Here is a 26,017-nt window from a genome sequence, read left to right on the forward strand (position 1 = left end):
AGATCACGACCGGCACGTTGAATGGCTTGAAATCAAGTGGTGCCGACCTGCCAGCCCCGGTCGGCTTTGAAGGGCCCCGTGCTTGTCCCCCGAGCACGGGGCTTTCTCATGCAGATCAGCCGGCCGGCCGAGTTCGGCCCGTCATCGTCTGACGCGAAATTCCCCTAAGAATGCCCGCAGTCCGCCCGCTCATCGCGCCGGTCGCGGGCCAGCTCGTGCCAGGCCAGAGCCAATTGGATCAGCCTTTGCCGGTCGGCACCTTCCGATGCCGCGGCCCGCTTCATCGCGGCCTCCGCTTCGTGCTGTGGATCGTACTTGGTATACATGCGACCGACTCTAGCCGGCCATCTGGACAAGCCCATGGCAATTTCGTCCGTATGATTGCGGGGTAACGTCCGCGTCTCCCGGACCGAGGCAAACGCTCCGGCACGATTGCCTCACTGCACGCATGCGCTGATTGCGAAGCTATTTGGCTGGGCTTCATCCAGGCGATCTGTGAATTGTGTCACAGTCCGCGACCTGCATCTCGGTTAAACCATGTTTCGACGCTCCAGCAGCACGCGGAGGCATCGATGGTATTTCCCGTCATGAAACAAGAAGCAGCAGCTCCGGCCAACGTCCCGACGCGACGACAGAGGACCGACCTGCTCGGCATCGCCTATCTCGGGACCATCGGCATCGTGATGCTGACCTGGATCGCCGGCCTGGTCTGGGGCGCAATTGCGTTCTTCAACTGGCTCGTGTGACGCAGAACGATCCGTCGCGTTGGCGAGTAAGGCTCGCGGCCGGCTTCGTTCGCTAAACCAGGCAGTGCAGCATCTGCCCCAGCTTGATCCCGCCGCAAACGATCATGGCCCAAAGCGCCAAGCTGATCTGGATTGCATCCAGCATGTCCCACGTCCCCGCGAATCGTTTTCCCAACGTTTTTTCTTTTGAGAATCGCGTGAAGCGGCACCGGGAGCCAGTGCTATTTTGAGGCAGTTGTTGTGCGCCGCCGAACGTCGCGCCGACATACGCATCGAGACAATCGGTTGACGGCACCAGAACAAAAAGAGGTGGGCGTTCGCCCGCCTCTTTCAGGTCAGGATGCGACCAGTGCCTTAGCGGCACGCTCGCGGATCGGTCGCCACGTACTGCCCGTCCGGATAGCGGTAGTAGCAATTGCCCTGCGCCCAGTAGTAGCCCGGCTGGGATGCGGCGGTGGCACCGGCGATGGCTCCGGTCGCGCCGCCGAGGACCGCGCCCGCGGCAGCCCCTGTTGCGTTGCCCGAGATCAGTCCGCCCAGCACGCCGCCGACGATGGCGCCGCCAAGTGCGCTCGCGCCGGGATCAGCCGGCGGCGGCGGAGGTGGCGGTGCATAGGCGACCGGAGGCGGCGGCGGGGCATAGGCCACCGGCACGTCGTCGTAATATTCCTCGGAGATGTAGGCCGGCGGGCCGGCCATCCGCTGCGGATAATAATACCAGACGCCGCCAACGTCCCACCACCAGCCGGAGCGGCCGTTGTGGACTTCGTGGCGCCAGCGCCCGCCATCCCAGGAGCGATTGCCACGATAGGCATGTCCGCCCCAGTCGCGCGTCGGAGCGGGACCACGGGCGACATAGCGTCCCGGCGGCGGGCCGCCGGCGCTGTGCTGGCCGGGACCAGCATGGGGCTGGCCACCGGGCTGCGGCGCGGGTCGGGCCGCCTGCTGCGGGGGCGGGCCCCTGCGCATGTTCTGACTGTCCGGAGCCGGTGCTCCAGCGCCCGGGCGGGCCGGAGGCTGGCCGGCGTCCCTCGACGGCCCCGCGTCCCTGGACGGCCTGGCGTCCTGGGCCTGTGCCGAAAGCGCGAGCAACGACATGGCCGAAACCAAGGAAATGATGATCTTCATGCGGCTGGACGCACTCATGCGTGCTTAACCCCTACTCTTTCGATTGCTCTCGCAATTGCCGTGGTGCCTGGCGCGATAGACGATTCGGATCGCGCTCGGCTTGATGCCGGCTGACATAGCTGACCTGCTTTGTTCGGCTAAGTCGCGTTACAAATGATTAAGATCACGGCAATTTTTCGGCTCGACGGGCCGCGCTGGAGCGCTTCTAGCGGGCCGGCTCGATCACGTTGCAATTGCTCCGCCCGGACATCAGGCAGTCTTGCATCTTGCTGGCCGCGGTAAGGTCCCGCGCGAGCCACCAGCCGACACCGAGGATCAGGATCGCGATGATCAAGCCGGCGATCGCGCCGCGGCGGTTATCGCCGGATTGAGGCTTCGGCCGGGATTTCGGCTTCTCGCCCGGTTCGGGCTTGGACTCGAGTTTGGACGTGGACATGGCTACCTACCGTGCGGGCGCCGGCTTACCACCTCTGCGACGTCCCGTCACATCCCGATCGGTCCAGTTCGTCAGGTTCAGCCTCGGGTCGCCCGGATCGCATCCTTGCGCGAGGTTTCGACCGCCGGGATCGCCTGCTGGAGCCGCGGTGCACAGGTCGTGAGCACGAACGCGGTCTGCGTGCATTCCCAGTCGGCCCCCAGGACGGCGCTCTCGATGGGCTGGGGACGAGCGAGCAGCAGCGCGGCGCCGGCCACGGCTATCAGAGCCAAGGCGATTGCCAGCGCCTTCTGGCGGAAGCGGAAGATCGTCATGCCCGTGCTCCGTCTCGTATCGGGGCGGACGCTAGGCGTCGCCCCTCGTGCTCCCTTATGAGGGACATCACAATTCGGCAGTTTTTCCGGGCTACGAGATCGTCGGGGCGACGATTTTTCGTCTACCTGATCGGCTGCGATTATGGGTGGCTTCGCGACGCGCGCCGATGTACACGCTTCTGCGTCGCGTGGCGCCCGCTATGCCCAGCCGACGTACCAACACGCAGTGATGTAGGGCTGAAAGTGAGGAAGACAAGGTTCGTTCGATGAGTGGATTCAGGGAACCAGGCTTCTCCGACCGACAAAAGGCGGCGCAGGAAGCACGCAAAAATCTTTTGAACAAATTCAAGTCGCAACCGGGTCATGACGATCCGGCGGTCGCGGCACGACGCGCCGAGCGCGAGGCCCTCGCGGCCAAGCGCGCCGAGACAAAGGCAGCGCGCGAGGCCGAAAAGGCCGAGCAGAAGCGTATCGCCGAAGAAGCCGCAGCCGCGGAGGCAGCCCGGATCGCCCGCGAGGCGGAGGAGGCGGTCGCCAAGCAGGCTGAAGTCGAGGCCGAGCAGAAGGCCAAGCGCGACGCCCGCTACGCCGCCCGCAAGGCCAAGCGCAAGTAGCATTCACGGTCGCGTTCAACTGAATTTGAACTGACTATCCGGGGCGGTCCACGTGACCGCCCCTGGATTTTCGACGCACGTCCGTCTGCTGCGGACCACAGTCGAAGATCAGTTCTTCTTCATCATCCCGTCGTCCTTCTTCATCCCGTCCTTCGACATGTGATCCTTCTTCATGCCGTCGTCCTTGGACATGGTGTCCTTCTTCATCATGCCGTCCTTGGACATCGTGTCCTTTTTCATCATGCCGTCATCCTTGCCCATCTTGTCCTGAGCAAAGGCGGCCGGCGCGAGCGCGAGGCCGAGCGAGAGAGCGGCAGCGGAGACGCCGAGCACGATACGGGTGCGAATGGTCATGGATCATCTTCCCTTCAAGATGGTGTTTGTCAGCGACGGACGCCGCTATTCAATCTCGACGGATGCGAGTCCCGCGTTGTTACCCCGCCGCCGATAAATTTTTGACGAGCCCGCTGCGATCCGACGTTCGGGGGAGTCCAGAGCCTGCGGCGGGAAGAGGATGTGTGCAGCGCAGCACGGCCACCCCCTTGCCGTGGCATTCGGTCTCGAACTATCAGATGAGAGAATATCGGGTGAAAGACCGGCTAGGATGGGCCTACGTGCCGGTCACATGACCCGCCCAAATCACGCCAACAAGAACCGTTCGAAGAAACGTTCAGAGGGATCACACCATGCTCACGCGCCGCCATCTGCTCGCGACCGCGGTCGCCGCACCCGCCATTCTCCGCTTCGGCACCGGCACCGCGCAGGCCGCGACCACGCTGAAAATCTCGCACCAGTTCCCGGGCGGCACCATCGACAAAGGTGATTTCCGGGACCGGCTCTGCCGCATGTTCGCTGCCGAAGTCAGCAAGCGCAGCAACGGCGACATCGCCGCCGAGATCTATCCGAACTCTTCGCTGATCAAGACCAACGCGCAGTTCTCCGCGATGCGCAAGGGCGCGCTCGACATCAGCCTCTACCCGATGCCGTACGCTGGCGGTGAGCTGCCGGAGACCAATATCGGCCTGATGCCCGGCCTCGTGACCACCTACGACCAGGGCCTGCGCTGGAAGAAGGAGCCGGTCGGCAAGGCGCTGACCGACTTCCTCGCCGACAAGGGCATCATCCTGCTCTCCTGGGTCTGGCAGGCCGGCGGAGTCGCCAGCCGCTCCAAGCCGATCGTCGCGCCGGAAGACGCCAAGGGCCTGAAGGTGCGCGGCGGCTCGCGCGAGATGGACATGGTGCTCCAGACCGCCGGCGCCTCGGTGCTGTCCGTGCCCTCGAACGAAATCTACGCGGCGATGCAGACCGGCGCCTGCGATGCCGGCATCACCTCCTCGACCAGCCTGATCTCGTTCCGTCTGGAAGAGGTCGCCAAGTCCCTGACCTCGGGCGCAGGCGCCTCCTACTGGTTCATGCTCGAGCCGCTGATGATGTCGAAGGCGATCTTCGACAAGCTGCCGAACAACCAGCAGGACATCCTGCTCGCGGTCGGCACCGAGCTCGAGGCCTTCGGCCGCAAGGGCGCGCAGGACGACGACGTCGAGGTCGCCAAGGTCTACGAGAAGGCCGGCGCCAAGGTCTCGGTGCTCGACGCCGCGACCGTCGGCAAGTGGCGTGACATCGCCCGCGACACCGCCTGGAAGGACTACAGCGCCAAGACCGCGACCTCGGCGAACCTGCTCAAGCTCGCCACCGACGTCGCCGCATGAGCCACGGTCCGCTTCCGGATCGTGACGATCAAACCAGCGCGGCCGCAAGGACAGGCCTTGCGGCAGCGGTCGATCGTGGTCTCGCCATCCTCAACAGCATCATCGTGGTGTTCGCCGCGATCGCGCTGGTCGCGGCCTGCGCCATCCTGAGCTACAGCGTGCTCAGCCGCGCCTTGTTCAAGGCCGCCAATTACTGGCAGGACGAGGCCGCCGTGTTCCTGCTGGTCGGCGCGACCTTCATGACGGCCGCCTACGTGCAGCAGAACCGCGGCCATATCGGCATCGAGGCCTTTGTCGGCCTGCTCTCGCCGCTCGCGAACCGGATCAGGCTCTGGCTGGTCGATGCCGCCACGTTTCTGTTCTGCGCCTTCTTCACCTGGAAGTCCTGGACACTGGCCCACGAGGCCTATGTCGACGGCCAGGTCTCGAACTCGATGTGGTCGCCGCCGCTCGCCATTCCCTATTCGCTGATGGCGTTCGGCATGAGCCTGCTCTGCATCCAGATCCTCGTGCAGCTTGCGCTGCCGTTTACCGGAGCCAAGCGTCCATGAGCGTGTTCGGTATCGGCGTTGCCTACGGTGTTGCGACGCTGCTCGTGATGTTCTCGGGCATGCCCATTGCGTTCGCGCTCGGCGCGGTCGCGGTCGTGTTCATGGGCATCTACATGCCGGCGGCGTCCCTCGATACGGTGACGCAAAACGTCTACGAGGAAATGGCCTCGATCACGCTGTTGTCGATCCCGCTCTTCATCCTGAAGGGCGCCGCGATCGGCAAGTCGCGCGCCGGCCAGGATCTCTATTCGGCCCTGCATGCCTGGCTGCATCGCGTTCCCGGCGGGCTCGGCGTTGCCAACGTGTTCGCATGCGCGCTGTTCGCGGCGATGGCGGGCTCCTCGCCTGCGACCTGCTCGGCGATCGGCTCGGCCGGCATTCCCGAGATGCGCAAGCGCGGCTATTCCGGCGGCTTTGCCGCAGGGATCATCGCTGCCGGCGGCACGCTCGGCATCCTGCTGCCGCCCTCGATCACCATGATCCTGTTCGCGGTCGCAGCCGAAAAATCGCTCGGACGGCTCTTCCTCGCCGGCATCGGCCCCGGCCTGCTGCTGGTCTCGCTGTTCGGCGCCTACGCCGTGATCCGCTTCCGCCAGGAATATGCCGCCGCAGAAGCGATCTACAAGAACGGCGGCCCGGAAGCAGCGATCCTCGCCCGCGACGAATACACGCTCGCCGAACGCTTCAGCGTGCTGCCGCGCGTGATCCCGTTCGTGCTGCTGCTCACCGGCGTGATGATCGCGCTCTATGGCGGCTACGCCACGCCGTCAGAGACCGCCGGCCTCGGTGGCCTGCTGGCACTGGCGCTGATCGCGGCGATCTACAGCGTGTGGCGGCCGAGCGACCTTGCGCCCATCATGAAGTCGACGATCCGGGAATCGACCATGCTGATGATGATCATCGGCATGTCGCTGCTCTATTCCTACGTGATGAGCTATCTGCACATCTCGCAATCGGTCGCCGAATCCATCGTCGCGATGCACCTGCCGCGCTGGGAGCTGCTGTTCGCGATCCTCGTCATGGTCGTCGTGCTCGGCTTCTTCCTGCCGCCGGTCTCGATCATCCTGATGACGGCACCGATCATCCTGCCGCCGCTCCGTGCCGCAAACTTCGACATCATCTGGTTCGGCGTGGTCATGACCATCGTGATGGAGATGGGGCTGATCCATCCGCCCGTCGGCCTCAACATCTTCGTCATCCGCAACGTCGCGCCGGACATCCCCTTGCGCGAGGTGATCTGGGGCACGCTACCCTTCGTGCTGCTGATGATGCTGGCAGTGCTGCTGCTGTGCTTCTTCCCGGCGATTTCGACCGGGCTGCCGGATCTGGTGATGGGGCCGGACGGGAGCAGGTAACGGCAATCACGACTGCCGTAGACTGGGTCAGACCTGAGGTCGCGCAAGGCGCGGTCCGCAGGGCGTAACCCACCTCTTCTGTTTTTCCGGAGACGAGCAGCGGTGGGTTACGCCTTCCGACTGCGCTTTGCGCAGGCGCAAGGCTAACCCACCCTACGACTTCTCTTTGCGCCGCACCTTCGGCGCGACCACGCTACCGGCCACCACCTGCAACAGATCTTTGCGCACGGCTTCGATGTGCCGCTCCAGGAAGCGGCAGGCCTCCTCGACCTTCTGCGCGCGGCAGAGCGCGATCATATGGGCGTGCTCCTTTTCGGCCGTCCCCATCGCTTTGGTGTTGGAGAGCTGCAGCCGCGTGTAGCGGTCGCTGGTCTGGAGCAGCGACAGCACGATCGCGCGCGTGCGCGGCTGCGGGGCGTGAACATAGAGCGCCAGGTGGAAGTCGGCGTTGAGCTGGCCCCATTCGCTGACATTGCGCGCCTTGATCGCCTTCTCGAAACTCTTGTGGATGTCGTCGAGCCCGTCGAAATCGTCAGCAGTGAAATGCGGCGCCGACTGCGCCAGGAGGCGCGGCTCCAGAATGCGCCGCAGATCGAAGACGTCGTTGATCTCGTCCAGTGACAGCTCGGAGACGATGGCGCCTTTCTGCGGAACAATCCGCACCAGGCCTTCGGCCTCGAGCTGAAACAGCGCCTCGCGCACCGGGATGCGGCTGACGCCATAGGCCTCGCCAAGGGCATCCTGCCGCAACTGCGATCCGGCCGGATAGGTACCGTCGAGGATCGCCTGCCTGAGCTGGTCGACGATCGCGGCCGACAGGGTGCGATGCTTCAGAGGCTGTTTCATCTGACCTTCTGTTGTCCTTCCCGACTCGTCCGGCCGAAGCGGTCTCTCTCTTGCATGTCGGGCGCTCCAGCAAAAGCCGGGTGCCCCGCAAAGCGGCGTGCCCAGCAAAAGCGCGGCCTGCCGCCGAAATGACCCCAATCTCCGTTTGACACCCAAATTGTATAAATTATACATTTGTCGATAGCACGACAATTTTCGGGGTGTGGGGCCTCTTTCATGATCGAGCAGACGATCCCGGCCAACCGCGCGTTCAGCGTTCGACGGATGGTCATTCGCGCCTCCAGCGCCCTGCTCGCCGTGGAGCGCCTTGCGCTGATGGGCCTGATGTACGTGCTGACCGGCCTGATCCTGGTGAACGTCGTCACCCGCTACGCGCGCTTTCCGATCTACTGGATCGACGAATCCGCTGTTTATTGCGTGGTCTGGCTGACCTTCATCGGCGCCTCCGCGATGACGCGCCTGCGGCTCGACTTCGCGGTGACCATGCTGACGGAACGTCTTTCGCCGCAGCACCAGAAGATCGCGAAGGTGATCTCGACCGGCCTCGTCGTCGTGTTCGGTGCCGCCCTGATCGTCACCTGCATGCTCTGGATGGATCCGGTTGGCCTCGCCCGCGCCGGCTTCGACGGGCGCAAGCTCGCGGCCGAAACCTTCAACTTCCTCTACACCGAGCACACGCAGACGCTGAACTGGCCGACCTGGGTGCTCTACCTGACGCTGCCGATCTTCGCGGTGTCGATGACCGTTCACGGCCTCGCCAATTTGCTGGAAGATCTCGGGCTGGTGCCGCGCGTGCCGCCAAAGGGCTTCCAGCTCTCCGAGCTCGACGGGGTCAACTGATGATCACGTCAGCGGCCTTTATGGTTTTCATGCTGGTCGGCGTGCCGATCGGCCTCTGCCTGTGCCTCGCCGGGCTCGTCTACATCGCGGCATCCGGCAATCCCGTGCTGTTCCAGTCCTATCCGCTGCAGCTGTTCGGCGGCGTCGACAGCTACGGCCTGATCGCCATCCCGCTCTTCATCCTGATCGGCGAGATCATGAACGGCGGCGGCATCACACGGCGCATCGTCGACATGGCGATGGCCTTCGTCGGCTCGCTCAAAGGCGGGCTCGCCTACGTCAACATCCTCGCCAACATGTTCATCTCCTCGATCCTGGGATCGGCGACCGCACAGGTCGCGATCATGGCCCAGATCATGGTGCCGGAGATGGAGAAGAAGGGTTACGACAAGACGTTTGCGGCGGGACTGACCGCCTATGGCGGCATGCTCGGACCGATCATACCGCCCTCGGTGATGTTCGTGGTCTACAGCGTGCTCGCACAGGTCTCGGTCAGCGACATGCTGATCGCCGGCATCGTGCCGGGCGTCATCCTCACCGTGATGTTCTGCCTCGTCATCGCGCTGATGGGCTATGTCTACAACTATCCGCGTGCGGACTATCAGACACCGCGCCAGCGCGTCATGACGATCCTGCGGACGTCGCCGACGCTGCTGATCCCGGTCGTCATCGTCGGCACGATTTTGAGCGGCCTTGCCAATGCGACGGAATCCGCCGCCGTCGGCGCGGTGGCTGCCGCACTCGTCGGAAAATACTGGACCAGGGAGTTCGAGTTCTCGCAGCTGCCGCAGATGATGCTGCGCAGCGCGATCTATTCGGCGATCGTGCTGTTCCTGGTTGCGGCCGCCGCCGTGTTCTCCTGGGTCCTGATCTTCGGCAAGGTGCCGCAGGAGACGGCTGCCTGGATCCAGACGGCTGCCAAAGACCCGGTCAGCTTCATGCTGATCTGCAACGTCATCTTGTTGGTGATCGGCACGGTCATCGACGGCATTCCCGGCCTGATCATGACGGTGCCGATCCTGCTGCCTGTTGCAACCGAGGTCTATCACATCGATCCCCGGCATTTCGGCGTCGTGGTGGTCATCAATCTCGTGCTCGGCCTGCTGTCGCCGCCGGTCGGGCTCTGCTTCTTCGTCGCGGCCGCCGTCACCGGCGCCAAGCCCGGCAAGATGTTCATGGTGACGCTGCCCTTCTTCGTCATCTCCTGCGTCCTCCTCGTGCTGCTCTCGCTCTATCCGTCGCTCTCGCTGATCCTCATCAAATAGGCCCGTCCAAAAGGAAGCCCGACCATGCCGCTTACACGCCGCCGCTTTCTCGCCGCCAGTGCCGCCACATCGGTGTTCGCACCGTCGTTGGCGCTCGCCCAGACCAAGGAATTCCGCCTCGGCCTGATCACGCCGAACGGCCATTCCTGGAATAAGGCCGCGCTCAAATTCGGCGACGATCTCAAGGCCGCAACCAACGGCCGCCTGACCTTGACCGTGTTCCATTCCGGCCAGCTCGGCAACGAGCCCGCGATGATGCAGCAATTGCAGTCCGGAGCGCTCGACATGGGCTTCATCCAGGCCGCCGAGCTCGGCTCGCGCGTGCCGCACATCGCCGCGATCAACGCGCCCTACATCGTGCGCTCGACGCCGGCGGTGGCGAAATTCGTGCGGCATCCGGCGGCCGTCAAACTGTTCGACGTGCTGCCGCAGGAAACCGGAACGATCGGGCTTGGCTGGGGCATCACCGGCATGCGCGCGGTGTTCTCGTCGAAGGATTTGACGACGCTCGCCGACATCAAGGGCATGAAGCTGCGCATCAACCCGACGCCGGTCTATCGCGACTTCTACTCGTCCCTCGGCGCTGCGCCGACGCCGATCCCCACGCCACAGGTGTTCGACGCCATGGCCAACGGTCAGGTCGACGGCCTCGAGGCCGATCTCGAATTCTCCTGGAACCAGCGTTTCGACAAGGTCTCCAAGGTGATCCTGCAGATGAATGCCGTCTTCATGCCGATGGCGGCCGTCGTCTCCGGACGGGTCTGGCAGTCGCTCCCCGCTGCCGACCGCGAGCTGATCGCCAAGACGGTCAAGGCGACGCTGGATGCGCAGATCGACGAACTCGCCGGCAACGAGCCCGCGCTGATCGAGAATTTCAAGAACGCGCCGATCCCGATCCGCCAGGTCCCCGCCGGCGACACCGAAGCCGTCATTGCCGAGTTCGACAAGATCTGGCTGCCCAAGGCACCGGTTCTCGCCGAGCTGCGCAAGGTCGGCGCGACGCTCTGATCCCACCCGTCAGCCTCTTCACCACGCCCGGCGGATCCAGCCCCCCGCCGTCAATCTTACTTGGAGTCAAATCAATGAGCCGCCGCGTTTCCTGGGAAGGCGTCTTCCCGGCCGTCACCACGCAATTCCACGACGATCTCTCGCTCGACATCGATGCAACCGCGAAGGTGATGGACGGTCTGATCCGCGACGGCGTCTCCGGACTGATCGTCTGCGGCTCGGTCGGCGAGAACACCTCGCTGGAGCGCAAGGAGAAGGTCGCGATCATGGAGACGGCCAAGTCGGTCGCCGCCGGCCGCGTGCCCGTATTGTGCGGCATCGCCGAATTCACCACGGCATTTGCGGTCGAGACGGCGAAGGAAGCCGCGCGCGTCGGCATCGACGGGGTGATGGTGATGCCGGCGCTGGTCTATTCGTCCAAGCCGCACGAGACTGCCGCGCATTTCCGCGCCGTTGCCTCCGCGACCGACCTGCCCGTGATGCTCTACAACAATCCGCCGATCTACAAGAACGACGTCACCCCGGACATTCTCGCCACGCTCGCCGACGTCGAGACCGTCGTCTGCTTCAAGGATTCGTCCGGAGACACGCGGCGCTTCATCGATACCCGCAACATGGTCGGCGACCGCTTCGTGCTGTTCGCAGGCCTCGACGACGTCATCGTCGAGAGCATCGCCATGGGCGCCGTGGGCTGGGTCTCCGGCATGTCGAACGCCTTCCCGCGCGAGGGCGAGACGCTGTTCCGTCTGGCCAAGGCGGGGCGCTTCGCCGAGGCGATGCCGCTCTACGAATGGTTCATGCCGCTCTTGCACCTCGATGCGCGCCCCGATCTCGTCCAGTGCATCAAGCTGTGCGAGCACATCATGGGCCGTGGTACCGCGCTGACCCGCCCGCCGCGCCTCGCGCTGCTGCCGCAGGAGAAGGCCGAGGTCGAGGCGATGATGGCCAAGGCGCTGAAGAGCCGGCCGCGTTTGCCGGATGTCGGCCTGAAGGCCGCCTGAGCGCAAATCTCGTAGGGTGGGCAAAGCGCAGCGTGCCCACCGTTCGAGGCCAGTGATCGCGGAGAGATGGTGGGCACAGCGCTACGCGCCTTTGCTCCGCCGTCATTGCGAGTGCAGCGAAGCAATCCAGAGTCCCTCCGCGGGGACAGCCTGGATTGCTTCGCTGCGCTCACAATGACGGAACATTAGGAAGCCGCCCGCTTCTTCTTCGCATTCAGTGCGGACGCGACCCGGCTCACCGGCGGCTTGCCCAGCACGCCGCTCATCTCGTTGGTCGCTGCCAGCAGCTTCTCCATGTCGACGCCGGTCCTGACACCCATGCCCTCGAGCATGTAGACGACGTCCTCGGTCGCGACGTTGCCGGTGGCGCCCGGCGCGTAGGGGCAGCCGCCGAGGCCGCCGGCCGCGGCGTCGATGACGCGGACGCCCTCCTCCAGGCCGGCATAGAGATTGGCGAGCGCCTGGCCGTAGGTGTCGTGGAAATGCATTGCAAGCTTGGCGGCGGGAATGTTGGCGGCAACCGCGCGCAGCATCTCCTTGGCCTTATCAGGCGTGCCGACGCCGATGGTGTCGCCGAGCGAGATCTCGTAGCAGCCGAGCTCCGACAACGTGCTCGCAAGATCGGCGACGGCCTTCGGCTTGATCTCACCGTCGAACGGACAGCCCAGCACGCAGGAGATATAGCCGCGCACCCTGACGCCGTCAGCCTTGGCACGAGCCAGCACCGGCCTGAACCGCTCAATGGACTCCGCAACGGTGCAATTGATGTTGGCGCGCGAAAAGCCCTCGGACGCCGCCGCGAACACCGAGACCACTTTCGCGCCCGCGGCGCGCGCGGCGTCATAGCCCTTCTCGTTGGGCACCAGCACGTGGAATTCGGCGCCCTTGATGCCGCTCACGCCGCGCAGCACGGCATCCGAGCTTGCCATTTGCGGGATCGCCTTGGGTGAGACGAACGCCCCGACCTCGACCGTATCGAGGCCGGCCGCGACCAGCGCCTCGACGAAGGCGATACGGGCTTCGACGCTGACGGGCGTCTTCTCGTTCTGGAGGCCGTCGCGCGGCCCCATTTCGATGATGCGGACGGGGTCGCTCATGTCACTCTCCCGCAGGATCGACCACCGCGAGTTCGACGCCCTCCTGCACGATGTCGCCGACCTTGCACTTGATGGACTTCAAGACGCCGGCATAGGGCGCGCGCAGCGTCTGCTCCATCTTCATCACTTCCAGCGTCAGGATCGGCGCCCCCTTCTCGAGCTTGGCCCCCTCCTCGGCCAGCACGGCGACGACGGTGCCCGGCAGCGGCGCTGCGATCTTGTCCTCGCCGGTCTGCTCTTCGGTCTCACCGCCGAACGGATCGACCCAATGCAGGTCGAAGCGGCCGTTGCGCGTGCGCAAGTAAAGCTCATGGCCGGCGATGACTGCGGCGACCGAGGATTTGACGCCGTCAAGCGTCAGGTCGAAGCCGCCGTCGCGTGGCGTGATCGCGAACGCCAATTCGCGTTCGCCGATGACAAGCGTGGACGGGCCGCTGCCGTAGTTCAGCACGATCTTCTGCTCGGGGCCGTGACCGACGCGAAAGGCAAAGCTGCGCTGCCGGCGGCCGACCGGCTGCCAGCCAAAGGTTTGCCAGGGCGAATTCGCCTCCGCTTGGGCGGCCCGCTGCTCGTCGCTGATGATAGCGGCCACTGCGGCGCACAGTTCGAGCTCACCCGGCGCCGGCGCGGCCTGTGTCAGCACCGCCAGCTCACGCTCGATGAAGCCGGTATCGATCGCATTCGTCCGCACCTTCGGATGCGTCATCAGCGCCGACAGGAACGGGATGTTGCTGACGATGCCGCGGACATCGGACTCTTCCAACCCGCGGTTCAGCCGTTCGATCGCGACATCCCGCGTCGGCGCCCATGCGATCATTTTTGCGAGCATGGCGTCATAGTAAGGCGAGACGCTATCGCCCTCGCGGTAGCCGGCGTCGATGCGTAGGCCACCGGTCTCGGCGGGCAGCCGCCAGGTCGAGATCCGCCCGACCGACGGCATGAAGTTCTTGGTCGGATTCTCCGCGTAGACGCGCGCCTCGACGGCGTGGCCGTTGAGCTTGATCTCGTCCTGCTTCAGCGGCAGCGCCTCGCCGAAGGCAACGCGCAACTGCCATTCGACGAGGTCGATCCCGGTGATCAGCTCGGTCACGGGATGCTCGACCTGCAGGCGCGTGTTCATCTCGATGAAGAACACGTCCTTGCCGTCGGAGACGAACTCGATGGTGCCGGCACCGACATAGTTCACCGCTCCGGCCGCCTTTCGCGCGGCGGCACAGACTGCCTCGCGCTGGGCGGGATTGAGCGTCGGCGACGGCGCCTCCTCGATCACCTTCTGGTGGCGGCGCTGCAGCGTGCATTCGCGCTCGAACAGCGACAGCAGATTGCCATGGCTGTCGCCGATGATCTGCACTTCGATATGCCGGGGATTATCGACATACTTTTCGATCAGCATGCGATCGTCGCCGAACGCGGCCTTGGCCTCGCGCTTGGCGCTGACGATCGCAGGCGCAAGCTCGTCGGCCGAGCGCACGATGCGCATGCCGCGGCCGCCGCCGCCGGCGGACGCCTTCACCAGGATGGGAAAGCCGATCTTGTCGGCCGCCTTCGAAAGCGTCGCCTCGTCCTGGGCTTCGCCGTGATAGCCGGGCACCAGCGGCACGCCGGCCTTCTCCATCAGCTCTTTCGAGCCGGACTTCGAGCCCATCGCCGTCATCATCCCGGCGGTCGGACCGACGAACACCAGCCCTGCATCGAAGCAGGCCCGTGCGAATTCGGCATTCTCCGACAGGAAGCCGTAGCCGGGATGCACGGCCTCGGCGCCGGTCTTGCGCGCGGCCTCGATCAGCCGCTCGACATTGAGATAGCTGTCGCGGGCCCGCGCCGGCCCGAGCAGCACGGCCTCGTCGGCGAGCGCGACATGCATCGCGTCGCGGTCGGCCTCGGAATAGACCGCGACCGTGCGCAGCCCCATGGCACGCGCGGTGCGGATGACGCGGCAGGCGATCTCGCCGCGGTTGGCGATCAGGAGCGTGCGAAAACGACGGTAGAGCTTTGAGTGGTCCATCGCATCACATCCTGAACAGGCCGAATTTCGTCGGCTCGATCGGCGCATTCGACGCCGCCGAGAGGCCAAGGCCGAGCACGAGGCGCGTGTCAGCGGGGTCGATCACGCCGTCGTCCCACAGCCGCGCGGTCGCGTAGTACGGGTGTCCCTGGCTCTCGTATTGTGCGCGGATGGGCTCGCGGAATTTGTCTTCCTCTTCCTTCGACCAGCTATCGCCCTTGGCCTCGATATTGTCGCGCCGGACCTGGCTCAGCACCATCGAGGCCTGCTCGCCGCCCATCACCGAGATGCGCGCGTTCGGCCACATCCAGAGGAAGCGCGGCGAGTAGGCGCGGCCGCACATGCCGTAATTGCCGGCGCCATAGGAGCCGCCGATCACGACGGTGAACTTTGGCACCGAGGCAGTCGCAACCGCGGTCACGAGCTTGGCGCCGTCGCGCGCGATGCCGCCGGCCTCGTATTTCTTGCCGACCATGAAGCCGGTGATGTTCTGCAGGAACACCAGGGGAATGCCGCGCTGGCAGCACAGCTCGATGAAATGGGCGCCCTTCAGTGAACTCTCACTGAAGAGAATGCCGTTGTTGGCGATGATGCCGACCGGATAGCCCCAGATATGGGCGAAGCCGCAGACCAGCGTCGTGCCGTAGAGCTTCTTGAACTCGTCGAACTCGGAGCCATCCACGACGCGGGCGATGATGTCGCGCACGTCGAACGGCCTTCTGCCGTCGACCGGCACCACGCCGTAGATCTCCTCGGCCGCGAACAGCGGATCGCGCGGCTTGTGCATGTTGAGGTTCGGCCGCACCGACGGCTTCAGCGTGCCGACGATGCGCCGCGCGATGCCGATCGCATGGGCATCGTTCTGGGCATAGTGGTCCGTGACGCCCGACTGGCGCGAATGCACGTCGGCGCCGCCGAGCTCCTCGGCGCTGACGACCTCGCCGGTCGCGGCCTTCACCAGCGGCGGGCCGCCGAGAAAGATGGTGCCTTGATTGCGCACGATGATGCTCTCGTCCGACATCGCGGGGACATAGGCACCGCCGGCGGTGCAGGAGCCCATCACGATGGCGATCTGCGGAATGCCCTGGGACGACATCTGCGCCTGGTTATAGAAGATGCGGCCGAAATGCCGCTCGTCCGGGAAGATCTCGTCCTGCAGCGGCAGGAAGGCGCCGCCGGAATCGACCATGTAGACGCAGGGCAGATTGTTCTGCCGCGCCACGTCCTGCGCGCGCAGATGCTTCTTCACCGTCATGGGGTAGTAAGTGCCGCCCTTGATGGTGGCGTCGTTGGCGACGATCATGCATTCGCGCCCCGAAATACGACCCACCCCCGTCACGACGCTCGCCGAATGCACGTCGCCGCCATAGAGGCCATAGGCCGCGAGCGGCGACAGCTCCAGAAACGAGGTGCCGGGATCGACCAGCAGGTCGACGCGCTCGCGTGCCAGCATCTTGCCGCGCGAGGTGTGGCGGTTGCGCGAGGCCTCGCCGCCACCGCCAGCGACTTGGGCGAGCTTTTCGCGCAAGTCGGCGACAAGCGTGCGCATGGCTTCTGCATTGCGCGAAAAGTCTGATGAAGATGGATCGATGCTGGAATGGAGCGGCATGTTGATTCCAATGAGGTGAAGGTTTTAAGCCGTCTCGGACATCAGTTCGCGGCCGATCAGCATGCGGCGAACTTCGGACGTCCCCGCGCCGATCTCGTAGAGCTTGGCGTCGCGCCAGAGACGCCCCACGGGGAATTCGCTGGTGTAGCCGACGCCGCCAAGCGCCTGGATCGCCTCGCCGGCCATCCACGTTGCCTTCTCCGCGGAATAGAGGATCGCCGCCGCCGCATCCTTGCGCAAGCTGCGGGCGTGGTCGGCGCGGTCGCAAGCGCGTCCCACCGCATAGACATAGGCGCGAGTGGCCTGCCACGTCGCATACATGTCGGCGAGCTTGCCCTGCATCAGCTGGAAATCGCCGATCGGCTGGCCGAACTGCTTGCGCTCGTGCATGTAGGGCACGACCGCGTCCATGCAGGCCGCCATGATCCCGAGCGGACCGCCCGACAGCACCGTGCGCTCATAGTCGAGGCCGGACATCAGCACCTTGACGCCCTCGCCCACCTTGCCGAGCACGTTCTCCTCCGGCACCTCGCACTCGTCGAAGAATAAGGGATAGGTGTTGGAGCCGCGCATGCCGAGCTTGTCGAGATGCTGGCCGTGGGTAAAACCCTTGAAGCCCTTCTCGATCAGGAAAGCGGTCATGCCACGCGGGCCGGCCGCCGGATCGGTCTTGGCGTAGACGACGAGCACGTCAGCGTCGCCGCCATTGGTGATCCACATCTTCGAGCCGTTGAGGACGTAGCGGTCGCCGCGCTTGTCGGCGCGCAACTTCATCGAGACGACGTCGGAGCCGGCGCCCGGCTCGGACATGGCGAGCGCGCCGACATAGTCGCCGGAGATCAGCTTCGGCAAATAGCGCTGGCGCTGCGCGTCATTGCCGTTGCGCCGGATCTGGTTGACGCAGAGGTTGGAATGGGCGCCGTAGGACAGCCCCACGGCAGCGGAGCCGCGCGAAATCTCCTCCATGGCGACGATGTGGGCGAGATAGCCCATGTTCGAGCCGCCATATTGCTCCGGCGCGGTCATGCCGAGCAGGCCAAGGTCGCCGAAGCGCTTCCAGAGGTCTGCGGGGAATAGATTGGCCTTCTCGATGTCGGCCGCGCGCGGGGTGATCTCCGCCTCCACGAAGGCGCGAAGCGTGTCGCGCAGCATGCCGACGTCTTCGCCCAGTTCGAAGTCGATGCTCGGGATGTTCAAGGCGATTCCTCCGTATTTGACCTTCGAACCTAGCCGGATCGAAGCCCTCTTGCGGTCGAAAAGGTTGCATTTTCCGCCAAACTTGGCGAGGATTTTCGAGAGGAATTCCCAAAGGTTCCGCAATGCCTTTTCAAGCCGCCACCGCGACCTCGCGCCGCGCCGTGACCCCCACCGCCTTCGTGCGGGGCGTGGTTGCCGCCTATGCGCGATACGGACGGGATCCGGCCGAAGCGCTGCAGCGGGGACAGGTAGCGCCAGACCTTGTCAATTCTCCGGGTGGGCGGATCACCGCCGCCCAGTTCGAGGCGTTGGCGGGCCATGCCATGCGGGAGCTCGACGACGAGGCGCTCGGCTGGTTCTCGCGCCGCCTGCCCTTCGGTACCTACGGCATGCTGTGCCGCGCCTCGATCACGGCGCCGACGCTGGAGGTCGCGCTCAAGCGCTGGTGCCGGCATCATCGTCTGCTCACCGAGGACGTGCTGCTCGATCTCGAGCTCAGTGAGGAGACCGCGGTCGTCTCGATCCGGGAACTGCGCGACCTCGGGCCCTTGCGCGAATTCTGCCTCGTCACTCTGCTCCGCTACGCCCTCGGCTTCTCCTGCTGGGCGGTCGATTCCGCGATTGCGCTACGCGCGGCGGAATTCCCTTATCCTGAGCCGGGACACGTTTCGGTCTACCCGACCATCTTCTGCAAAAGCGTCCGCTTCGACGCGGACTGCGCTCGGATCGTCTTCGACAAGCATTATCTATCGCTGCCGCTGACGCGCAGTCCGGCCGATCTCGACAACATGCTCAAGGGCGCGCTGCGGTTGACCGTGCTGCCCTATCGGCGCGACCGGCTGCTGGTCGAGCGTGTCCGCCGCGTGCTCCGCAATGCGCGCGGACGCAGTCTCGGTGCCGAGGATGTCGCAAGCGAGCTTGCGCTCTCCACTCGCACCATGCATCGGCGCCTGCGCGAGGAGGCCACCTCGTTGCGCGACCTCAAGGAAGAGGCAAAATTCGAACTGGCAAAACAGGAGCTGATGCGAGGCCGCACGCCGATCAAACGCATCGCGGAGATCGCCGGCTTCCGCAACGAGAAGAGTTTTTCGCGCGCCTTCCGCAACTGGAGCGGCGCCAGTCCCCGCGAGTTTCGCGGGCGGTATCGCTAAGACATCATCCGGAAAGCACGTCGCGGTCTTCCGTGCGTGCCGAGAGGGCGAGCACCCTGAGGCGCCGTACTCCTCAGACGTTTGCGGCCCCCGGGATCACTCCCGAAGGCCGTAAAGGTCGAAACCACCAGTCCTACCTCTGATCAATTCGAGTTGGTCTGCGCGCCGCTCCGAAGCTTGCTGCGCGACTGCGAATGCTTCGGCTGATAGGCGAGAGAGTCGGTCGCGCTCTTCCCGCCGCTCTGCGCGCACGTTCCGCCGATACCGCCGGCAGCGGCGCGGCAGGCTTCCATCGTCGGATAGCCGCAGCCGTGAGCGGCCTGGGCACCGTTCGTGATGCAATAATCTTCCGCTTTCGCAGTCGGTGCCGTCAGCACCAGAAACGCGGACGCAAACAGCGTCGCGGCGGAAACTGCGAACGTCTTCGAAACCGAGGTCATGATGTCTTTTCCTGCTTAAGAAGTCCCACATGCGAGCCCTCGACTCGCAACGCGCGCTGAGGCTCACACCTCGCATGTAGGCCAACCACGGGAACCATCAATCACGGCTCAGCGCATTGCTGGGATGTGATAATCACATTTCTCAATTAGGTGAGTTGATAAGCATTATAGTGCCACCAGGGCGATCGCCTCCAACTCTTTCGCAATTGATGCAAGTGCAGTGCAGGCTGCCCTCGGGCGTGGCCTGCCGCTAGCCCGCAGATGCCGCCGCGACGTTCTGCAACGGCAGTGGCACATCCTTCGCGACACCCAGCACGGGGAAGCTCCGAACGTTCTTCACGTCAGGCATCGCCGCGAAATGCAGCAGCTGCTGGCGCATGCTCTCGACGCTCGGCGCCACGCATCTCAGGAGATAGTCGGTGTCGCCCGAGATCCGCCAGCACTGCTGGATGCGCGGGATCGCGGCGATCGAGCTCTCGAACGCCTCCAGCACCGGCTGGGCCTGGCTGCCGAGCTGGATCGAGACGAACGAGACCACCTCATAGCCGAGCCGCCGCTCGTCGATGACCGCGCGCACCGCCCGGATCACGCCACGGCTGAACAGCGATTTTAGCCGCCGCAGGCAGTTCGGCGCGGATACGCCGACGCGCAGCGCCAGCTCGTTGTTGCGGATACGCCCGTCCTGCTGCAGCTCGGACAGTATTTTTAGATCGACGCCGTCGAGCTGGTCACGCCCGGCCATAGCCGTACCCTCGTCATGGTCGTGTCATGCGGGGCAGCGAAGCACGCGGCGGAATTGGTGCCAAGGGTCCGAACCCGGGGCGCGACGCCATCGCGTTCGGGAGGAATGCCTCCCCCACCGTCATGGCGGCCTGTCCCGGCCACGCATGTTCGTTCACGCGCCCAAAACGTCGATGCCCGGGCCTTCGCCTCGCCGAAGCGGCTTCGGCCGCGCAGGCGGGACGGGCCCGGCATGACGAGTACATCACGTCGATTAACGTCGCAGCAGCCGCCCCTCAATGCGTCCAAGGCTCGCCGCGGCGGAAGGAGAAATTATCGGCATAGGCGGCCGGGCGGCGGATCGAATCCTGCGGCTCGATCACCTGGTACGCGATGCCCTTGCGCTCACAATAGGCGATCGCCTCTTCCTTGCTGTGGAAGCGCAGCGTGATCTGCTGCTTCATGTCGCCCGACGAGGTCCAGCCCATCAGCGGCTCGACCGAGCGGGGCTGCTCCGGCTCGTAGTCGAGCTGCCATTCCTTCGTCTTGGACCGGCCGGATTGCATCGCGTTCTTGGCGGGCTTGAAAATGCGTGCGGTCATTGGCGGTCCGGCCTCTTCGTCTTTTCGCTCGATTTCGATGCGTCACGGTAGCAGTTGGTGGAAACCTCAGGGATAGTATACAGACACCGATTGGGAACTGATCGGTGATTCCGGCCCCGGGCAACCTTCTCCGACGGTATAGTCATTATGCTGCACCGTGACAATTGCGTACCCGCCGTTCGCGCTGGGGTCCCGCCCGGCGGCACTGCTTCGCCGACATCAGCGTAACCGCCCCTCCGAGAGCTTCCGTCGCATGGCCTTCCTGAACATCAACGCCACGCTCCCTGAAAAAGGCCGTGACCTCAGGCTCGACCTGTTTCGCGGGGTCGCGAACTGGGCGATCTTCCTCGACCACATCCCCGACAACGTCGTGAACTGGGTCACGACCCGCAATTACGGCTTTTCCGACGCCGCCGACCTGTTCGTGTTCATCTCCGGTTATACCGCCTCGTTCGTCTATGCGCGGATGATGCTGGAGCGCGGTTTCCTGGTCGGCGCCACCCGGCTGACCAAGCGGGTCTGGCAGCTCTACGTCGCCCACATCATCCTGTTCGTGATCTATATCGCCTCGATCAGCTATCTGGCGCTGCGCTTCGGCGATAGCGAGATGATCAACGAGTTCAACGTCGCCGGCCTCGTCGACAACGCCACCGAGACGCTACGCCAGGGCCTGTTCCTGCGCTTCAAGCCGCTCAATCTCGACGTGCTGCCGCTCTACATCGTGCTGATGGGCCTGTTCCCGCCGGTGCTGTGGTTCATGCTGCGCAAGCCCGATTTGACGATGGTGCTGGCGATCGTGCTGTGGCTGGCGGCGCGTCACTTCGGCTGGAATCTGAATGCCTATCCGGCCGGCCAGTGGTACTTCAACCCGTATTGCTGGCAGGTGCTGTTCGTGTTCGGCGCCTGGTGCGCGATGGGCGGCGCGCGGCGCTCGATGACGCTGATCAACGCGCCGATCACGCTCTATCTCTGTCTCGGCTATCTCCTGTTCGCGCTGGTCATGACCATGGCCGGCCGCTTCCCCACGTTCGGCGGCATGTTCCCGGAGTGGCTGTTCTCGGCCTTCAACCCGAACGACAAGACCAACCTTGCGCCCTACCGCTTCCTCCACTTCGTCGTGATCGTGATCCTGGTGATCCGCTTCGTGCCGAAGGAATGGCCGGGGCTGGAATGGAAAGTGTTCGATCCCCTGATCGTCTGCGGCCAGCAGTCGCTCGCCGTGTTCTGTGTCGGCGTGTTCCTGTCGTTCGTCGGCCATTTCGAGCTGTCGATGAGCTCGGGCTCGCTGCTCGCACAGATCTTCGTCAGCGTCGCCGGCATCGCGATCATGACGACGGTGGCCTATTACATCTCGTGGTCGAAGAAGCAGGACAAGCCGCTGAAGCCACCGCCACCCAAGCCGGCGGCAGCCGCGGCGAAGGCGGCCTGATCCGGCAACGCCTGGCGGTTGAAGCGCGGCCTTCCACCGCCATGGGCCAAGATCGATGGCTCAGCAATGGCCCAAGGCGCGACGATGGTTCGGCGCGCTTCAGGCGGCTTCTTCGCCGTCGAACTCGGTGAATTTCTTGTAGATCCAGTCGCGGCCGTCATGGCGGCGCCAGACCTTGCCGACCACGAGCTGCCCGTTGATCGAGCGGCGGGGCACGATCACGGTCCAGAGGTGCCAGATCTCGCTCCAGCTCGATTGCGGACCGACGGTTTTGAAGTTGCGATCGAAAGACATGACGCAGAACTCACAGGATACGCGCGCTGCGACGAACCGTGACCTTGTGTGAGCACGAATTGCAGGCAGCCCATCGCGAGCCGGAATCGATCTGATAACGATCGCCGAAGCGGCCGCAACAACCGCTCATCCTTAACCTAACCGGTCAACCTTACTTCTCCCGGCCTGGGGCCGAGATCGGTTGAAAGCCGGCGCCGACTTATCTACAATACGCGCACGATTTGAGAATGACCGCGCCATCTTGGGCGCGTGGCGATTTGATTGAGCTGACGTCCAATTTTGTGAATTGAAATTTCGAGAATCTCGTCAGGGCGACCACAATGAATTTGCAGTGTGAACGTCTGCGCCTGGCGCTGCGATCGACACCTCCTGTGCCAATCGCAAGGACGCCGGCGCAAGAACTGACGAAAGCCGCCAACGACAACCACGGGATATGGCCGCTGCTGCCGTTTCCGCTCGGCTGGTACGCCTCGAGCTGATTGGCCGGATCCGAAAAGGCGGCAGCCGAAAAGCGCAACGCCGCGCAAGCGGAATATCATCGCTTGGCGGCGTCCGTTTAGACATTGGGCGCTGAAATCCCCAACACACATATGTCTGTGGCGACAGCCAAAGGTTCGATGCGGCATCGGGAATTCTGTCCCGGTCAGCGCGCCGCAACCGCTTGAAACATCGCGCAGAAGTCGCGGAAACGCCGCCTGTCAGATCGCGTCGGAGGTCGGAGGGAAAAGGTCCAGGAGATTCACCCTCGGGACTGGTCGGGGCAGCTGGATTCGAACCAACGACCTGCAGTACCCAAAACTGCCGCGCTACCAGGCTGCGCTATACCCCGAATGTCCGGCGAGCCCCGTCGATACACGCTTCCCAAGGCGCCAGCAAGGCTTCCAAGGCGCCAGCAAGGCTTCCAAAGCGCCGGCAAGCTTCCAGGGTCCGGCAGGCGCTCGCCCGCCCGCCTATTTGCTGCCGAACAGCGGATGGCCGACGCGGTCGCCGGGGCGGATGCCGTATTTCTGCGCCGTTCCCGCCACCACCTCCAGCACGGCCCGGGCGGGCCCCCGGGACGAGATGATCTTGGTCGACATCGGTTCGGTATTCTCGGCGATGCGCAGGATGCGGCCGTCGGCGCGGATGAAGATCATGTCGAGCGAGACATAGGTGTTCTTCATCCACATCGACACCTCCTGCTCGGGGTTGAAGTCGAACAGCATGCCTTTGCCGTCCGCCAGCTCCTTGCGGTACATCAGGCCGGTCTGCTTCTCCTCCTCGGTCGTCGCCACTTCCACCGAGAACACCTGCACGCCGTTCTTGGTGACGATCTCGAGCGGCTGGAAGCTGGCGGCGCCGGCGGGCGCGCCGGCAACAGCACAGCCGGCGATGACGAGGATGGCGGCAAGCCAGCCCTTCAGGGCGGACCAGACAGCCTTTCGATCAGGATTCATGGGGGCACTCGAGGCGTGGGACTGGACCAGTCCTTACGCGGCGGTCGCCGGAAAAGCCAGAGGCGCACCGGTCTGCCGACGCGGCCCTGCTCACGATTGCGGGAAATGAAGCTTGGGGGATTTGAAAGCTTGCAGGGACTTGGACGCCAGAGCGCGAGTCTCCTCGCGCTTAGTGCGACTGCAATCCCGGCGATCCGGTCTCGGGATGGATCTCGGCCGCCATCATGCCCTTGGAGCCGGGCCCGAAGCGGACCAGGACATACTGGCCGGGCCTGAGCTCGGTCATGCCGAAGCGGCGCAGCGTCTCCATGTGCACGAAGATGTCGGGCGTGCCCTCGCCGCAGGTCAGGAAGCCGAAGCCGCGCAGCCGGTTGAACCATTTGACCTGGGCCCGTTCCAGCCCGCTGGTCGCGGTGACCGTGACATGGGTGCGCGGCGGCAGCATCTGCGCCGGATGGATCGCGGTCGACTCGTCCATCGAAACCACGCGGAACGCCTGGTAACCCTTGGCGCGCTGGATGCACTCGACGACGATGCGGGCGCCTTCATAGGCGGTCTGGAAGCCGTCGCGCCTAAGCACGGTAACGTGTAGGAGCACGTCCGGCCAACCATTGTCGGGAACGATGAAGCCATAGCCCTTGGAGGCGTCGAACCATTTGATGACGCCGTGGACTTCAACGAGATTGGCGCTGGTCTCGCCGAGCCCGCTGAACGGACTGAGCCCGCTCTCGCGACCGGCACTGCCGTGCTCGCCCGGCGTGATCCGCCCGGGCGATGCCCCCTGCCCGGGAACCCCGAGCTTCTTGGACTCAAATCCGTCCGACGACCCCATAACCCCGGACCCCACACTGTCATGCGACCCGCCTCAGCAGCGGTATCGAATCACGCGTCTTTCGAGAACCTTCTCAACTGGACGCGACGCGAATCTTTCGACTCAAAAGATAACACTCCCGGTTGCGAGGCATAGATAAAAAAGAGATTCGCCGGAACCTATGAACAGCTTGCACAGCCGCGAATCAAATTGATGCCTCAATTGCCGACAAAGGGCCCGAGTGCTTCGCCGATGTCGTGGTGGATGACGAGATCGGCAATGTCGTCCTGCTCGGTCGGCTCGCGGTTGATGATCACCAGACGTGCACCGGCGTTCTTCGCCATCATCGGAAAGCCCGCCGCGGGCCACACCACGAGCGAGGAACCGATCGCGATGAAGAGGTCGCAGGCCTGCGACAATGCGGTCGCGCGCTGCATTTCATCATCGGGCATCATCTGGCCGAAGGAGATCGTGGCGGTTTTCACCGGCTCACCGCACGCGGTGCAGTTTGGCGCGAGGCCGTCGCCGTCGAAGCGACGCTTCACCCAGTCGAGCGGATAGGCCTGCCCGCATCCGATACAACGCGCATAAGTGGTATTGCCGTGAAGTTCAATCACGTGCTCGCCGGCGAAGCCGGAGGCCTGGTGCAGATTGTCGATGTTCTGGGTGATGATGGCGGGAACCTTGCCGGCGCGGTAGAGCGAGGCCAGCGCCCGATGGCCGCGGCCGGGTTTTGCCGCCGCGAAGACCTCCTCCATCGCAAAACGGCGGCGCCAGGACTCGTCCCGCGCTGACTGGCTCGCGACGAATTCGTCGAACGGGATCGGACGGTTGCGCGTCCAAATTCCGCCCGGCGAGCGGAAGTCGGGAATGCCGCATTCGGTCGAGATGCCGGCGCCGGTGAACGGCACGATGACCCTTGCCTCGGCGATCATGTCGCCGAGCCGTTCAACGCCGCTCTGAAGATCCGATGCAATCAATCGCGGGCCTCCGATTCGTTTCGCCTGCCAGCATCATGCACAAGCGGCAAGATTGTTGACGCTCTTATCAAGCGCTAACGCGAGACGCTCGGCAATTTTTTCCGACCTTCGCATATCACAATCCTGCAATGCCTCCTCCCCATTGACGCCCCATTCAGGAGCCCCAATGGATGGGTCAATGCGACTCAAGATGATGCGGCGGCAGTGCTTGAGTTGAGTTAAGTAAACCCGAGGGGATGGTCATGACCGAAGACGAAGAACGCAAAGCTCGTGAGCGCGATGAAATCGCCGCCCGTGTCGCCGCCTTCCGTGCCACGCAGGAAAAATTCAAGCGCGAGCGCGAAGAGTATTTCGTGTCGACCCTGGAGAACGCCCGCAAGGTCGAACGGCCCTCGCTCTGGCCGTAATTCACGTCCCGATCAATGCACGTGAA

The 26,017-nt window shown here is 64.4% G+C and carries 30 protein-coding genes and 1 tRNA gene; 12 read left to right on the forward strand and 19 right to left on the reverse strand.

Annotated elements, in window-relative coordinates; all coding sequences use genetic code 11:
* Positions 1 to 164: 164 nt before the first annotated feature.
* Entirely contained in the window at positions 165 to 326 is a 162-nt protein-coding gene (locus CIT37_RS21350) for a hypothetical protein (RefSeq protein WP_162832224.1), read from the reverse strand.
* 261 nt (positions 327 to 587) lie between these two features.
* Between CIT37_RS21350 and CIT37_RS21355 the strand changes: the two genes are divergently transcribed.
* Positions 588 to 746, forward strand: a complete 159-nt coding sequence (locus CIT37_RS21355) for a hypothetical protein (RefSeq protein WP_028144730.1) — start codon at positions 588 to 590, stop codon at positions 744 to 746.
* A 52-nt stretch (positions 747 to 798) separates the two neighbouring features.
* Here CIT37_RS21355 and CIT37_RS21360 read toward each other — a convergent pair whose 3' ends face one another.
* The 4 genes from CIT37_RS21360 to CIT37_RS21375 all read right to left on the reverse strand — a co-directional run bounded on the left by CIT37_RS21360 (position 799) and on the right by CIT37_RS21375 (position 2,624).
* Positions 799 to 1,110, reverse strand: coding sequence for a hypothetical protein (locus CIT37_RS21360; RefSeq protein WP_131233215.1), 312 nt, complete (start codon positions 1,108 to 1,110; stop codon positions 799 to 801).
* On the reverse strand, positions 1,101 to 1,892 hold the full coding sequence (locus CIT37_RS21365; protein WP_028144731.1) for a hypothetical protein: 792 nt from the start codon (positions 1,890 to 1,892) through the stop codon (positions 1,101 to 1,103). The genes CIT37_RS21360 and CIT37_RS21365 overlap by 10 nt, the downstream gene beginning before the upstream one ends.
* Before the next feature lie 187 nt (positions 1,893 to 2,079).
* A complete protein-coding gene (locus tag CIT37_RS21370; RefSeq protein ID WP_028144732.1) occupies positions 2,080 to 2,310 on the reverse strand; it encodes a hypothetical protein in 231 nt (76 codons plus the stop codon).
* Positions 2,311 to 2,387: 77 nt separating this feature from the next.
* Positions 2,388 to 2,624: a hypothetical protein gene (locus CIT37_RS21375; RefSeq protein ID WP_028144733.1), complete on the reverse strand. Its 237-nt coding sequence runs from the start codon at positions 2,622 to 2,624 to the stop codon at positions 2,388 to 2,390.
* Positions 2,625 to 2,890: 266 nt separating this feature from the next.
* Here CIT37_RS21375 and CIT37_RS21380 point away from each other — a divergent pair, with 266 nt between their 5' ends.
* Positions 2,891 to 3,238 carry a DUF6481 family protein gene (locus tag CIT37_RS21380; RefSeq protein ID WP_028144734.1) on the forward strand — a complete coding sequence of 116 codons (348 nt, stop codon included), beginning with the start codon at positions 2,891 to 2,893 and terminating at the stop codon, positions 3,236 to 3,238.
* A 108-nt stretch (positions 3,239 to 3,346) separates the two neighbouring features.
* Here the strand turns inward: CIT37_RS21380 and CIT37_RS21385 are convergent, their stop codons facing one another.
* Positions 3,347 to 3,592, reverse strand: coding sequence for a pentapeptide MXKDX repeat protein (locus CIT37_RS21385; protein ID WP_018323138.1), 246 nt, complete (start codon positions 3,590 to 3,592; stop codon positions 3,347 to 3,349).
* 332 nt (positions 3,593 to 3,924) lie between these two features.
* Between CIT37_RS21385 and CIT37_RS21390 the strand changes: the two genes are divergently transcribed.
* Genes CIT37_RS21390 through CIT37_RS21400 form a run of 3 tightly spaced genes read left to right on the forward strand, consistent with a single transcriptional unit; the run spans position 3,925 to position 6,853 of the window.
* A complete protein-coding gene (locus CIT37_RS21390) occupies positions 3,925 to 4,947 on the forward strand; it encodes a TRAP transporter substrate-binding protein (protein ID WP_095424181.1) in 1,023 nt (340 codons plus the stop codon).
* Positions 4,944 to 5,498 carry a TRAP transporter small permease gene (locus CIT37_RS21395; protein ID WP_028144736.1) on the forward strand — a complete coding sequence of 185 codons (555 nt, stop codon included), beginning with the start codon at positions 4,944 to 4,946 and terminating at the stop codon, positions 5,496 to 5,498. Before CIT37_RS21390 ends, CIT37_RS21395 begins: the two co-directional genes overlap by 4 nt.
* Positions 5,495 to 6,853: a TRAP transporter large permease gene (locus tag CIT37_RS21400; protein ID WP_018323135.1), complete on the forward strand. Its 1,359-nt coding sequence runs from the start codon at positions 5,495 to 5,497 to the stop codon at positions 6,851 to 6,853. The genes CIT37_RS21395 and CIT37_RS21400 overlap by 4 nt, the downstream gene beginning before the upstream one ends.
* 153 nt (positions 6,854 to 7,006) lie before the next feature.
* Here the strand turns inward: CIT37_RS21400 and CIT37_RS21405 are convergent, their stop codons facing one another.
* Positions 7,007 to 7,699, reverse strand: a complete 693-nt coding sequence (locus tag CIT37_RS21405) for a GntR family transcriptional regulator (protein ID WP_095424182.1) — start codon at positions 7,697 to 7,699, stop codon at positions 7,007 to 7,009.
* Between the two features lie 216 nt (positions 7,700 to 7,915).
* Between CIT37_RS21405 and CIT37_RS21410 the strand changes: the two genes are divergently transcribed.
* The 4 genes from CIT37_RS21410 to CIT37_RS21425 all read left to right on the forward strand — a co-directional run bounded on the left by CIT37_RS21410 (position 7,916) and on the right by CIT37_RS21425 (position 11,813).
* Positions 7,916 to 8,539 carry a TRAP transporter small permease gene (locus CIT37_RS21410; protein WP_038946713.1) on the forward strand — a complete coding sequence of 208 codons (624 nt, stop codon included), beginning with the start codon at positions 7,916 to 7,918 and terminating at the stop codon, positions 8,537 to 8,539.
* Positions 8,539 to 9,804 (forward strand): TRAP transporter large permease, encoded by a 1,266-nt coding sequence (locus CIT37_RS21415; protein ID WP_028144739.1) that lies wholly within the window; start codon positions 8,539 to 8,541, stop codon positions 9,802 to 9,804. Before CIT37_RS21410 ends, CIT37_RS21415 begins: the two co-directional genes overlap by 1 nt.
* A gap of 24 nt (positions 9,805 to 9,828) precedes the next feature.
* Complete coding sequence (locus CIT37_RS21420) at positions 9,829 to 10,812, forward strand: TRAP transporter substrate-binding protein (RefSeq protein WP_028144740.1); 984 nt, start codon at positions 9,829 to 9,831, stop codon at positions 10,810 to 10,812.
* A 74-nt stretch (positions 10,813 to 10,886) separates the two neighbouring features.
* Positions 10,887 to 11,813, forward strand: coding sequence for a dihydrodipicolinate synthase family protein (locus CIT37_RS21425; RefSeq protein WP_095424183.1), 927 nt, complete (start codon positions 10,887 to 10,889; stop codon positions 11,811 to 11,813).
* A 185-nt stretch (positions 11,814 to 11,998) separates the two neighbouring features.
* Here CIT37_RS21425 and CIT37_RS21430 read toward each other — a convergent pair whose 3' ends face one another.
* From CIT37_RS21430 to CIT37_RS21445, 4 genes are read right to left on the reverse strand one after another with little or no spacing between them, the layout of a single operon-like run.
* Positions 11,999 to 12,910, reverse strand: coding sequence for a hydroxymethylglutaryl-CoA lyase (locus CIT37_RS21430; protein WP_095424184.1), 912 nt, complete (start codon positions 12,908 to 12,910; stop codon positions 11,999 to 12,001).
* A gap of 1 nt (position 12,911) precedes the next feature.
* The gene (locus tag CIT37_RS21435; protein ID WP_161966454.1) at positions 12,912 to 14,915 is read right to left on the reverse strand and encodes an acetyl/propionyl/methylcrotonyl-CoA carboxylase subunit alpha; all 2,004 of its coding nucleotides are present in this window, start codon (positions 14,913 to 14,915) and stop codon (positions 12,912 to 12,914) included.
* A 4-nt stretch (positions 14,916 to 14,919) separates the two neighbouring features.
* The gene (locus tag CIT37_RS21440) at positions 14,920 to 16,524 is read right to left on the reverse strand and encodes a carboxyl transferase domain-containing protein (RefSeq protein ID WP_095424186.1); all 1,605 of its coding nucleotides are present in this window, start codon (positions 16,522 to 16,524) and stop codon (positions 14,920 to 14,922) included.
* 24 nt (positions 16,525 to 16,548) lie between these two features.
* Positions 16,549 to 17,676 (reverse strand): isovaleryl-CoA dehydrogenase, encoded by a 1,128-nt coding sequence (locus tag CIT37_RS21445; protein ID WP_085967564.1) that lies wholly within the window; start codon positions 17,674 to 17,676, stop codon positions 16,549 to 16,551.
* A gap of 167 nt (positions 17,677 to 17,843) precedes the next feature.
* Here CIT37_RS21445 and CIT37_RS21450 point away from each other — a divergent pair, with 167 nt between their 5' ends.
* Positions 17,844 to 18,872, forward strand: coding sequence for an AraC family transcriptional regulator (locus CIT37_RS21450; protein WP_028144746.1), 1,029 nt, complete (start codon positions 17,844 to 17,846; stop codon positions 18,870 to 18,872).
* Positions 18,873 to 19,015: 143 nt separating this feature from the next.
* On the opposite strand, the gene CIT37_RS21455 is transcribed toward CIT37_RS21450, so the two are convergent.
* The 3 genes from CIT37_RS21455 to CIT37_RS21465 form a co-directional block, all read right to left on the reverse strand.
* Positions 19,016 to 19,312, reverse strand: coding sequence for a DUF3551 domain-containing protein (locus CIT37_RS21455; protein WP_038946709.1), 297 nt, complete (start codon positions 19,310 to 19,312; stop codon positions 19,016 to 19,018).
* A gap of 250 nt (positions 19,313 to 19,562) precedes the next feature.
* Positions 19,563 to 20,054 (reverse strand): Lrp/AsnC family transcriptional regulator, encoded by a 492-nt coding sequence (locus CIT37_RS21460; protein WP_038946708.1) that lies wholly within the window; start codon positions 20,052 to 20,054, stop codon positions 19,563 to 19,565.
* A 274-nt stretch (positions 20,055 to 20,328) separates the two neighbouring features.
* On the reverse strand, positions 20,329 to 20,634 hold the full coding sequence (locus CIT37_RS21465) for an ETC complex I subunit (protein WP_028144749.1): 306 nt from the start codon (positions 20,632 to 20,634) through the stop codon (positions 20,329 to 20,331).
* A gap of 253 nt (positions 20,635 to 20,887) precedes the next feature.
* Here CIT37_RS21465 and CIT37_RS21470 point away from each other — a divergent pair, with 253 nt between their 5' ends.
* Positions 20,888 to 22,063, forward strand: a complete 1,176-nt coding sequence (locus CIT37_RS21470; RefSeq protein ID WP_028144750.1) for an OpgC domain-containing protein — start codon at positions 20,888 to 20,890, stop codon at positions 22,061 to 22,063.
* 99 nt (positions 22,064 to 22,162) lie between these two features.
* Here CIT37_RS21470 and CIT37_RS21475 read toward each other — a convergent pair whose 3' ends face one another.
* From CIT37_RS21475 to CIT37_RS21495, 5 genes are all read right to left on the reverse strand, one after another.
* Positions 22,163 to 22,357 carry a hypothetical protein gene (locus CIT37_RS21475; RefSeq protein ID WP_028144751.1) on the reverse strand — a complete coding sequence of 65 codons (195 nt, stop codon included), beginning with the start codon at positions 22,355 to 22,357 and terminating at the stop codon, positions 22,163 to 22,165.
* A gap of 752 nt (positions 22,358 to 23,109) precedes the next feature.
* A tRNA-Pro gene (locus CIT37_RS21480) sits at positions 23,110 to 23,186 on the reverse strand.
* A 121-nt stretch (positions 23,187 to 23,307) separates the two neighbouring features.
* Positions 23,308 to 23,793 carry a DUF192 domain-containing protein gene (locus tag CIT37_RS21485; protein ID WP_028144752.1) on the reverse strand — a complete coding sequence of 162 codons (486 nt, stop codon included), beginning with the start codon at positions 23,791 to 23,793 and terminating at the stop codon, positions 23,308 to 23,310.
* Positions 23,794 to 23,962: 169 nt separating this feature from the next.
* Positions 23,963 to 24,625 (reverse strand): cold-shock protein, encoded by a 663-nt coding sequence (locus CIT37_RS21490; protein ID WP_026202878.1) that lies wholly within the window; start codon positions 24,623 to 24,625, stop codon positions 23,963 to 23,965.
* 197 nt (positions 24,626 to 24,822) lie between these two features.
* The gene (locus CIT37_RS21495; RefSeq protein ID WP_028144753.1) at positions 24,823 to 25,584 is read right to left on the reverse strand and encodes an SIR2 family NAD-dependent protein deacylase; all 762 of its coding nucleotides are present in this window, start codon (positions 25,582 to 25,584) and stop codon (positions 24,823 to 24,825) included.
* A gap of 242 nt (positions 25,585 to 25,826) precedes the next feature.
* On the opposite strand from CIT37_RS21495, the gene CIT37_RS21500 reads away from it, so the two are divergent.
* Entirely contained in the window at positions 25,827 to 25,991 is a 165-nt protein-coding gene (locus CIT37_RS21500; protein WP_162832225.1) for a hypothetical protein, read from the forward strand.
* Positions 25,992 to 26,017 lie beyond the last annotated feature (26 nt).

The organism is Bradyrhizobium ottawaense (genome assembly GCF_002278135.3).
GTDB lineage: Bacteria > Pseudomonadota > Alphaproteobacteria > Rhizobiales > Xanthobacteraceae > Bradyrhizobium > Bradyrhizobium ottawaense.